This window comes from Actinoplanes sp. NPDC021490 (assembly GCF_055562135.1).
Genome location: NZ_JBVHFW010000025.1, coordinates 159,063 through 169,121 on the forward strand (window position 1 = coordinate 159,063; position 10,059 = coordinate 169,121).

General features: G+C 69.8%; 11 protein-coding genes. 7 read left to right on the forward strand and 4 right to left on the reverse strand.

Annotated features, from left to right (window positions below; translation table 11 throughout):
- Positions 1–47: 47 nt before the first annotated feature.
- Genes ACZ3I4_RS44435 through ACZ3I4_RS44445 form a run of 3 tightly spaced genes read right to left on the reverse strand, consistent with a single transcriptional unit; the run spans position 48 to position 1,914 of the window.
- Positions 48–872 (reverse strand): nitroreductase family protein, encoded by an 825-nt coding sequence (locus ACZ3I4_RS44435; protein ID WP_465388191.1) that lies wholly within the window; start codon positions 870–872, stop codon positions 48–50.
- Positions 872–1,198, reverse strand: a complete 327-nt coding sequence (locus ACZ3I4_RS44440) for a hypothetical protein (RefSeq protein ID WP_465388192.1) — start codon at positions 1,196–1,198, stop codon at positions 872–874. The genes ACZ3I4_RS44435 and ACZ3I4_RS44440 overlap by 1 nt, the downstream gene beginning before the upstream one ends.
- On the reverse strand, positions 1,198–1,914 hold the full coding sequence (locus tag ACZ3I4_RS44445) for a class I SAM-dependent methyltransferase (RefSeq protein ID WP_465388193.1): 717 nt from the start codon (positions 1,912–1,914) through the stop codon (positions 1,198–1,200). Before ACZ3I4_RS44445 ends, ACZ3I4_RS44440 begins: the two co-directional genes overlap by 1 nt.
- Before the next feature lie 87 nt (positions 1,915–2,001).
- On the opposite strand from ACZ3I4_RS44445, the gene ACZ3I4_RS44450 reads away from it, so the two are divergent.
- From ACZ3I4_RS44450 to ACZ3I4_RS44470, 5 genes are all read left to right on the forward strand, one after another.
- Positions 2,002–2,547, forward strand: coding sequence for a 2'-5' RNA ligase family protein (locus tag ACZ3I4_RS44450; RefSeq protein WP_465388194.1), 546 nt, complete (start codon positions 2,002–2,004; stop codon positions 2,545–2,547).
- 150 nt (positions 2,548–2,697) lie between these two features.
- Positions 2,698–3,036, forward strand: a complete 339-nt coding sequence (locus tag ACZ3I4_RS44455; protein ID WP_465388195.1) for a BON domain-containing protein — start codon at positions 2,698–2,700, stop codon at positions 3,034–3,036.
- Between the two features lie 89 nt (positions 3,037–3,125).
- Positions 3,126–3,443 carry a TraR/DksA family transcriptional regulator gene (locus ACZ3I4_RS44460; RefSeq protein WP_465388196.1) on the forward strand — a complete coding sequence of 106 codons (318 nt, stop codon included), beginning with the start codon at positions 3,126–3,128 and terminating at the stop codon, positions 3,441–3,443.
- A gap of 12 nt (positions 3,444–3,455) precedes the next feature.
- Entirely contained in the window at positions 3,456–4,205 is a 750-nt protein-coding gene (locus ACZ3I4_RS44465) for a rod shape-determining protein (protein WP_465388197.1), read from the forward strand.
- A 124-nt stretch (positions 4,206–4,329) separates the two neighbouring features.
- Complete coding sequence (locus tag ACZ3I4_RS44470) at positions 4,330–5,529, forward strand: PucR family transcriptional regulator (protein ID WP_465388198.1); 1,200 nt, start codon at positions 4,330–4,332, stop codon at positions 5,527–5,529.
- A 17-nt stretch (positions 5,530–5,546) separates the two neighbouring features.
- Here the strand turns inward: ACZ3I4_RS44470 and ygiD are convergent, their stop codons facing one another.
- Positions 5,547–6,404, reverse strand: coding sequence for a 4,5-DOPA-extradiol-dioxygenase (ygiD, locus tag ACZ3I4_RS44475; protein ID WP_465388199.1), 858 nt, complete (start codon positions 6,402–6,404; stop codon positions 5,547–5,549).
- A 258-nt stretch (positions 6,405–6,662) separates the two neighbouring features.
- Between ygiD and ACZ3I4_RS44480 the strand changes: the two genes are divergently transcribed.
- Both ACZ3I4_RS44480 and ACZ3I4_RS44485 read left to right on the forward strand, forming a co-directional pair.
- A complete protein-coding gene (locus ACZ3I4_RS44480; RefSeq protein WP_465388200.1) occupies positions 6,663–7,385 on the forward strand; it encodes a CBS domain-containing protein in 723 nt (240 codons plus the stop codon).
- 270 nt (positions 7,386–7,655) lie between these two features.
- On the forward strand, positions 7,656–9,923 hold the full coding sequence (locus ACZ3I4_RS44485; RefSeq protein WP_465388201.1) for a galactose-binding domain-containing protein: 2,268 nt from the start codon (positions 7,656–7,658) through the stop codon (positions 9,921–9,923).
- Positions 9,924–10,059 lie beyond the last annotated feature (136 nt).

Sequence of the window (10,059 nt, forward strand, 5' to 3'; positions counted from 1 at the left end):
ATCGATTCAGCGGTCGATCGTGGGGCCCTCGATCGGCCACGCTGCGGCTACGCCCGGCCTGATCGTTCTCCTTGTCCGGCGGTCTCGTCCCAGCCTTCCTGCGGGGTCGCGCAAGTGCCGCGGAAGACGTACTGCGACGGCAGCCGGCGTTGCTCGCTGGTCCAGTCGATGGGGGGCCGGCGCTGTTCGGCAGGCAGGTAGCCGAGCCGGTACACGGCCATCAGCTCGAGGTCGTCCGGCACCTTGAGCAGGCCGACGATCTCGTCCCAGCGGCCGGGGACCTCCATCGGGAACGAGATGAACTGGATGCCCATGCCGAGTTCGACCGTGGTCAGCCACAGATTTTCCATGGCCGCGCCCATGCTGAACACCGAGTAGAACGAGGACAGCTCGCCCGGCCGATACTCGGAGCGGTCGAGCATGACGCCGAGCAGCAGCGGGGAGCCGGCGACGAGTTTGCGGTTCTCCTCGCCCAGATTGTGCGGCACCCGCATGGCGTTCATGAGCTTCTGGCCGCGGCTGGTGAACACCTGGCTGGTGAACGGGCGCAGCGGCGCGGGCAGACGGTCGAACAGCATGCCGTCCCGCCGGCGTTCCATCTCTTCCTTGCTGAACCGGAAGTAGGGCTTGTAGCGCTCGAAGAACGTGCCGTTGGACATCGCTTCGGTCATGCTCTCGCCGCTGATCCGGGCGATGGCCTCGATCGTCGGGCGTTCCTCCACGATCACGAACCGCCATGGCTGGCTGTTCAGCTGCGACGGGGCCCGCCCGGCGACCTCCATCAGGAGCCGCTGATGCTCCTCGGAGACCGGGTCGGGCAGGAACGCGCCGTTGGTCGTCCGGCGACGACGCACCACATCGAGAAACTCCATCAGTGACTCCTCCAGACGGAAAACAGGGCGGCCGCGTACGCCGGCGCCGCCGACCCGGCCAGGGCGGCATGCCGGCGAATCCGGCTCCCGGCGTACGGCAGGGCGGTGAGCGGGCCGAGCGCCGGCAGCAGCGCGAGACCGGCGGGCCGGCGCTCGAACGCGCAGGCAGCGACCGCGACCACGGTGAGCGACATCGTCGCGCTGAACAGAGCGTGATGAACCCAGCGGATGCGCCGGTTGTCGATCACCCCCGCGGCGACGGCGGCCCCGAAGGCGGCGTTGACCGCGTAACTCGTCGCGGCCGCGGTGACCAGGGTCCGGGTCATCAATGGCCCCTCTCGCAGATGAGCAGCAGGCGTTGCGGAAACATCGGCGTGACCCGCCATCCCGGCGGGACGGCGGCTTGCAGTTCGGCCCGCCGGTAGCTGCGGCGGATGGACAGCAGTCCGTCCTGATGGAGGAAGGAGCGGCGGGCGAACGGCAGGGTGGCCGCGGCGTACAGGCCGTAGCCGGCGCGACCCCGGGCGAGGTCGTTGTGGATGACCAGGCGGCGGGACAGGGCCACGCTGTCGGCCAGCACGGCGTCGAGTTCCCCGGCGTCGAGGTGGTGCAGCAGATGATTGGAGATCACCAGGTCGTACCGGTCACCGCGGGCGACCAGGTCGGCGCTCGAAGCCTGTTCGAAGCGGACTCCGGCATCGGGAAGCCGCAGCACATGACGCACGGCCCGCGCGTCCGGGTCGATGGCTGTCGTGGTGAGCAGAAGCCCGTCGCGGGCCGCCCATCCGGTCAGAGCGCGGGAGATGTCACCACCGCCGAAGCCGATGTCCAGCAGCGTCGTCGGCCGGTGGGCGTCCAGCCGCGGCCGGATCCGTTGCCGGTAGAGGCGCCGCCAGCCCGAGACGAGCCGGTTGACCGCGGTGAACTGGCGGTAGGTGCGTTCGAGCCGGTCGGGGTCGCAACCGGGGTCGTCCATCAGCTCCCGTGATTCGGTGTCCCGCCGGGCGAATCCCGGCACGTCCGCCGTACGGCTGCTGCTCATGGTGCTCTTCTCCGATCTCACGGCGTCCCGGATCGTCCGCGACGACAGGGTTACCCCCGTCGGCAGCCGGGAAAGCATCGTTTCCGGGTGCGAAGGAAAGGGCGGACGGCCATGGCGTACGGGGTGGTGCTGCGGCCCGGCGCGCAAGTGTCACGGTCGCTGATCGAGCTGTCGCACGAGATCGGGGACGGTCACGAGCCGATCGTGCTGCTCGGCGACCAGGCACCGCCGCACGTGTCGGTCCTGCACGTCGACTGCGCCGCCGATCAGACGGCAAGCATCGTCGCGGCCACCGCGCGCCACCGCGGCCGGGTCTTCCCGGCGACGATCATCGGCCTGCTGTACAGGGTGGTTCCGCCCGGCGACTACTACATCCCCACCGGCGGTCACTACTTCGGCCTGGAGATCATCCGGAGCCCGGAACTGGACGCCCTGCACCAGGAGTTCCGGCGCCTCGGGCACCCGCCGCTGGGTCAGGTCGATCAGGATTTCCGCCCGCACATCACGCTGGGTGTCACGGCCGGGCCGCCGTCGGGGCCCCCGTTCGCGAGCATTCCCGCGGGGGTCATCGAGCTGACGATGTCCAGCGGCCCGGTCGGCCCCTTCGGCACCTTTCCCGACCTCTCCGACTGACCGGCGATCCTCACCTTCTTGCCGACCGTCGGCAACCAACCGGCACTTTAATCGCCGTCGCGCGCCGTGGTCGATGGCCTCTTCACCGGCCAAGCTTGGGTGAAGAGATGCCGACATTCAGGGCTGGGGACAGCCCGGGAAGGTGCCGTGGTGCGAAGCCGAACCGATGATGTGAAGAACCGCGACGACGAGACCGGGATCGCGCGCAAGGTCGACGAGGTGTTGCGCCATCGCATGTGGTTCGCCTCCGGCCAGGTCCGCGTACGCATGCGCGACGGCACAGCGGTGCTGACGGGTGACGTGGGCCGGCGCTCCACAGCGGACATCGCCGCGCGTCTGGCGTCGGCCGTGCCCGGTGTGCGGGACGTCGACGACCGCATCCGGTTCGAGTTCGACGACGCCGAACTGGTCCGTTCCCGGGTCGGCCGGACACACCCCTTCAGCGCCGAGCCTTTCCGGCCCCGCCGGAAGCGTCGCCGGGATCGATGAAGTCGTCGAACCTCCGCGAACACACCCGGGCGAAGCTCTTCAGCTTCGCCCGATTTCTTTATCCGGGCACCACAACTACGGGACTGATGATGAGCGTCGACACGGAACTGTCCGGCCACGGCCGCTACACGGGGTTGAGAACGTCGCTGAGCGAGGAGTTCGAGGCGCAGACCGCTCGGCTCAAGCAGCTCACCATCGCCGGCGACCCGGGCGAGGCGCACAACCGGGCGGCACTGCTGGCCGCCACCCGGCAGAGCCTGGAGCAGATCAGCAGTGCTTTGCGGCGCATCGCCGAGGGAACGTACGGGATCTGCGAGAAGTGTGACGCCCCGATCCCGTCCGAGCGGCTCGAGGCGCTGCCACACGCCCGGTTCTGCGTGCCGTGCCAGCAGAAGCACCACGGGTGAGCGGTGGAAACCATGACTTCAGAGGCTTCCCGTACGCCGGTAGCTCTGGCCGTCGACCTCGGCAGCTGGAACACCGGCCTGTGGGCGGCTCGTCGCGGGACGGTCCGCGCGTCGTGCGGTGATGCCGGCGCTCCGGCGGGCAAGGTGGTCCGGCACGGCCGCATCGTCGACGTCGCCGAGTGCGTCACGCTGCTGTCGGCGCTCGCCCGCCGGTACGAGTTGCCGGTGCCGCCCGGTGGTCTCATCGTGGCGTGCCGCCCGGTGCTGTCGGCCGAGGCCGAGCAGCGCGTCTACCGAAGCGTCCTCGACGCGGTCTTCGCGCCCCGGCAGGTGTTGTTCATCGACACGGTCCGCGCGGCCGCCATCGGTTCCGGCGCGGCCGCGGGAACTCTGCTGGTCATCGATGTCGGGGCCGAACTGACCGAGGTCGCCCTGCTTCTCGAGGGCCGGGTCGTCACGGCCCGCCGCACCGAGGTCGGCCTGCGCGATCTCGGCCACGGCGACACCGTGGAACTGATCAGCAAACGCGTTCTCCGCCACGTGGACAATCTGCGGGCCGGTCGGCACGCGCCGGACACCGCGGCGGCGATACGGCGTGGTGTTCTGCTGGTCGGGGCCGGCGCCCTGGATCCCGGACTGGCCGCCGGGCTCTCGAGCCGGCTGCGCGCGCCGGTTCACCGGGCCGCGACACCGCTCACGGCCGCGCTGCACGGCGCGGGCCTGGCGGCGGCGTCGATGCTCCGCCACCCCGCTGTGGCCTGAGCTCCGGCCGTTTCGGGCGGAAGCACCGCCGTGCCGGCCGGGGCGATAGCATGCGGGTACCCGAGCATCCGCTCTCCGGCACGGATATGACCGAGATGTTTGACCTGAGGGACGAGGGCCGGCCGTGGAGAATCCGTCCTCCGGTGAGCGGGACGACCAGTGGCTTGCGGCCGTCGCCGCGGACGCCGGCCGGGACGCGGGCGGCGTCCCGGTGGAATTGCTCGGCGACTACCTGCTCATGCTGGCCGACGCGGCGATAACCGGCCGGCGCCCGAAAAGGGCCGAACTCGATGCCGTCGAACTCCTCGGGCGACGCGCCGCCGAACAAGGGGTCTCGGCCGGCCGTGCGGTACAGCTGTACCTGTCGGCGGCGCGACGGCTCTGGCAGGATCTTCCGGCCGTCGTGCGCAGCCGTGACCCCGAGGCCGTACGCGCGGCCGCCGCCGCGGTGCTGCACGTGGTCGACGATGCGGTGGCGACCCTGGCCGAGGGGTATGCGACGGCCCGCCGCGATCTCGTACGCCGCGAGGAGGCGCTGCGCCGCGAACTGGTCGACGACCTGCTGCGCGGTGACTCCGACCCGGGGGCGCTGGTCGACCGGGCCGAGCCGTTCGGCCTCGACCTGGCGCGGTCGCATCAGGTGGCCCTGGCCTCGGCCAGTGAGCGTCTGCCGGACGCCGAGGCGGCCATCTCGGCACTCGAGGCGGTCATCTTCGATCGGCTCGGCGACCGGGACGTGCTGGTGGCGACCAAGGACGGTCTTCTCGTGGTCCTGGCCCCCGCCGACACCGTCGTCCCGGCTGGGACGCCATCCGACCTGGGCAGGTTGATGCACGACCAGTTGCGCCGGCTGCCGCGTGGGCAACCGTGGCGCATAGCGGTCGGCCGTCCCCATCCCGGCTTGTACGGCATCGCTCGCTCGTACGAGGAAGCTCGCGAGGCCCTGTCGATGGCGACCCGGCTCCGGCTCGACACGCCCGTGGCCGACGCTCGCGAGCTGCTCATCTACCGGGTGTTGCTGCGCGATCAGCCGGCCATCGTGGAACTGGTGCACGCGGTGCTCAGCCCGCTCGAACAGGCCCGCGGGGGTGCCGAGCCGCTGCTGACCACCTTGCAGGCGTACTTCGAGACGGGCGCGGTGGCGACGGAGACCGCCAAACGCATTCATGTGTCGGTGCGCGCCGTGACCTATCGGCTGGACCGCGTCAAGGTCCTGACCGGATACGACCCGTCCGATCCGGCGCACCGTTTCACCCTCCAGGCGGCGGTGCTCGGAGCCCGAGCCCTCGACTGGCCGGCACAGCCGCTCTCCGGCCGCCCCTGAGACACCCCGCCACCGATTCAGATGTTGGAGCCGTCCGGTGGGAGGTCGTCCGGCGGCCGGGACGAACCGCCCTCACCCGCGGCATCCGGGCAGGACAAGCCGAGCGTGTAGGCCGTCATCGACAATGATCCGTAGGCATAGCCGTCGACCAGAACCGAGGTGCCGGGGTCGTCGGACGTCGCCGCCAGGCCGGCCAGATAGAGAGCCGGGATGAAGTGGTCCGGGGTGGGCACGGCGTTGCCGTAGTCCCGGTGGGCGTCGAGGGCCGCGAACCCGCTCGGGTCGGTCAGCATGCGCGCCTTGGCGTCCTCATCGAAACGTTGCGCCCAGTCGTAGCCGTCGTCGGTGAGTTTCCAATTCATCCCGCGCAGGTTGTGCACCACGTTCCCGCTGGCGACGATCAGGACGCCGCGACGGCGAAGCGGAGCCAGCTTCGCACCCAGCTCGAGGTGGTAGTCCAGCGGCTTGTCCGCGTTGATGCTGAGCTGCACGACCGGGATCGAGGCGTCGGGAAAGGCGTGTGTCAGCACGGACCAGGTGCCGTGGTCGATGCCCCAGCTGTCGATGTCGGCGCCGACCCAGGTCGGGTGGACCACATCGCTGACCTCGGCGGCCAGTTCGGGAAGCCCGGGCGCCGGATACTGCACCTCGAAGAGCTGCTGGGGAAAGCCGTAGAAGTCGTGGATCGTACGAGGCCTGGGCATCGCCGTGACGGCGGTGGCGTTGGTGTACCAATGGGCACTGATCACCAGAATCGCCCGCGGACGCGGCACTGATTCGCCGAAGACCCGCCAGGCGGTGGTGTAGCGGTTCACCTCGAGAGCGTTCATCGGATTGCCGTGCCCGAAGAACGCCGCCGGCATCAGCACGTCCATGTACGGCCTCCCGGTCCGCCGCTTCCGCAGCTTCGCGATCAGCCTAGCCCCAGCGCCGACCCTCACCGCTTCGTCGAGCGTCCTTGCCGACCGTCGGCAAGCCAAGGCCATGTTCTCTGTGCTTCGTGGCCATCGCCTGGCAATGAGAACGAAGCGAGAATGGAACTGAACCCACCGCACGGCAGCCGCCACGGCGCCGGCCGCTCCTGACCTCCGGACCGGTACGGGTGGGCCCTTCAGTGCCAGGAAAGGACCGAAATGCGGCAATGGCGCGTTCAGGACGTCATGACCAGCGACGTGATCACCGCCTCCGGTGATGCGCCGGTTGCGGAGCTCGTGACTCTGCTCAGGACCCGCGAGATCAGCGCGGTGCCGATCGCCGATGAATTCGGCGTCGTGCTGGGAGTGGTCTCCTGGAGTGATCTGCACGAGATCATCGAGATCGCCGAGCCGGCCCGCCCACGACGATGGTGGCATCGCGTGGCTCCGAAGCGCCTGGTCTGGCCCGAGGGCACGGCGGCCGGGGTCATGACCGGTCCCCCGATGACGATCGGGGCGGACGCGTCGCTGACGGCCGCCGCCCGGTTGATGCACAAGTACGCCGTCGGCCGGCTGCTCGTGGTCGACGCCGGCCACAAGCTGCGGGGCATCGTCAGCCGCTCGGACCTGTTCAAGGTGCACGACCGTCTGGACGCGGTCATCCGCGACGATGTGGTGCACCAGGTCCTCAACGACGAGCTGCGCATTAGGCCCGGAGCGGTGCACGTCGACGTGCAGGACGGCGCCGTGACCCTGACCGGGCACACCGCGCGCCGCACGACCGCCCTGGCCGCGGCCCGATTGACCGCGCTGATCCCCGGGGTCACCGACGTGGACAGTCAGCTGCGGGCGGACGTCAACGACACCGCCGGCCACGACCTCCGGCGCAACTACCTGATGCCGCACGGCGGCCGGCGGAGGACGGCGAAAGCACCGGCCTGAATCAGACTTAATGCGCGCGATAACGGTTTTCCCGAGAACAGTTTTGCGGTTTTTCTGCGGCTATTCGAATACCGACAGTAAGGAGAGTGGTTGAAAGGGCAAAGTCTGCCCGAGCAGTCGGTCTTTTGTTGCCGGGACATTGACGTCCCGCAACAGCGACGTAACATTGCCCTACCCGGAGAGCGCTCTATCGTCTTTGCTGCACTCCTCCCCGATACGCCACGCGTCTGTCCCCCATGGACGTGTGGCAAACGTTCGACAGGTAGGCACATGACACTTCCGACACTGATTTCCCCACCGTCGCCGAAACGCCGCCGCGGGCTTATCGTGCTGAGCGCGGTTCTGGCCACCGCCCTCGGCGTCACCGTCGCTTCGGTCGCCACCGAGGCCAGCGCCGCGGACATTCCGCTGTCGCAGGGCAAGCCGGCCACCGCCTCGTCCGTCGAGAGCGCCGCGTTCAGCGCGTCCGCCGCGGTCGACGGTGACGCCGCGACCCGCTGGTCGAGCACCTTCGCCGACCCGCAGTGGCTGCGGGTCGACCTCGGCAGCACCCAGCCGATCAGCCAGGTCGTCCTGAACTGGGAGGCGGCCTACGCCTCGGCGTTCACCATCCAGACCTCCCCGGACGGCGCCACCTGGACGAACATCACGCCCGTGACGGCGGGCAAGGCCGGCATCCAGACGCTGAACGTGTCCGGCAGCGGCCGCTACGTCCGGATGAACGGCACCACCCGGGCCACCCCGTACGGATACTCGCTCTGGGAGTTCCAGGTCTTCACGAACGCCTCCAGCCCGACGCCGACACCCCCGACGACCCCGCCGACGACCCCAGGCACCCCGACCCTGCCGACCTCGGACACCCCCGACCTGGGTCCCAACGTGCGGGTCTTCGAGCCGTCCACGTCCGCGTCGACCATCCAGTCCGCGGTGGACCAGGCGTTCAACGCTCAGCTGCGCAGCCCGACCGCGCAGTTCGGCACCCAGCGCCACGTGTTCCTGTTCAAGCCGGGCACGTACGGGCGGGTCTGGGCCAACGTCGGTTTCTACACCACGGTCGCCGGCCTCGGGCTGAACCCCGACGACGTGACGATCAACGGTGCGGTCAACGTCGACTCCGGGTGGAACTACGGCGACGAGAGCAACGCGACCCAGAACTTCTGGCGCAGCATGGAGAACCTGTCGATCGTGCCCGACGGCGGCACCAACCGCTGGGCCGTCTCGCAGGCCGCCCCGATGCGCCGGGTGCACATCAAGGGCAACCTGACCCTGGCGCCGTCGAACCAGGACAACGGGCAGGGCTACTCCAGCGGTGGCTACCTGGCCGACTCCGTGGTCGACGGCACCGTGTCCTCCGGCTCCCAGCAGCAGTGGTACACCCGGGACAGCCGGGTCGGCCGCTGGGAGGGCGGCGTCTGGAACATGGTCTTCTCCGGTGTTCAGGGCGGCCCGGCCAACGCTTTCCCGAACCCGCCGCACACCACCCTGGCGACCACCCCCGTCACGCGGGAGAAGCCCTACCTGTACGTCGACAGCGCCGGCAAGTACCGCGTCTTCGTGCCCGCTCTGCGGCGCAACTCGGCCGGCGCCAACTGGCCCAACACCGCCGGCACGTCGATCCCGATGCGGGAGTTCTACGTGGCCAAGCCCAGTGACAGCGCCGCCCGGATCAACTCCGCGCTCGCCCAGGGCCTGAACCTGTTCTTCACCCCGGGCACCTACTCGCTGAACGAGACCATCAAGGTCACCCGGGCCAACACCGTGGTGACCGGCATCGGCTTCCCGACCCTGATCCCGACGGGCGGTGTCGAGGCCCTGAACGTCGCCGACGTCGACGGGGTCAAGGTCAGCGGCCTGACCTTCGACGCCGGGACGACGAACAGCCCGACGTTGATGAGCGTCGGCCGGGCCGGTGTCCACACCGACCACGCCGCCAACCCGATCAGCCTGCAGGACGTCTTCTTCCGCATCGGCAGCAGCGTCCAGGGCAAGGCCACCACCACCCTCGCCGTGCACAGCGACGACACGATCATCGACCACATCTGGGCGTGGCGGGCCGACCACGGCGGCGCACCGACCGGCTGGACGGTGAACACCGGCGACACCGGCCTCCTCGTGAACGGCGACGACGTGCTGGCCACCGGCCTGTTCGTCGAGCACTACCAGAAGTACGAAGTGATCTGGAACGGCAACCGCGGCAAGACGATCTTCTTCCAGAACGAGAAGCCGTACGACGTGCCCAACCAGGCCGCCTGGATCGGACCGCGAGGCAACGGTTACGCCGCCTACAAGGTCGCCGACAACGTGACCGACCACGAGCTCTGGGGCGGCGGCTCCTACGCCTTCTTCAACGCCAACCCCAGCGTCAGGGTGGACCGGGCCTTCGAGGTGCCCAACCGCTCGGGCGTCCGGCTCCGCAGCATCCTCACCGTCTCGCTCGGCGACGTCGGCACCATCGCCAACGTCGTCAACGACACCGGCGGCTCCGTCCCCAACCCGGCCGGCAACACCACCCCGCGCCAGGTCGTGTCCTACCCCTGATGTTTCCACCAGGCGGGGGCCCGGGGGGGTCGGCCCCCGTGGGGCGCCCCCGGCGGGCCGCGGGGCGGGGCGGCCCCACACCCCCCGCCGCGCCGGGGCGCCCCCCCGCGCCGCGGCGCCGCGGGGCGGCCCCAAA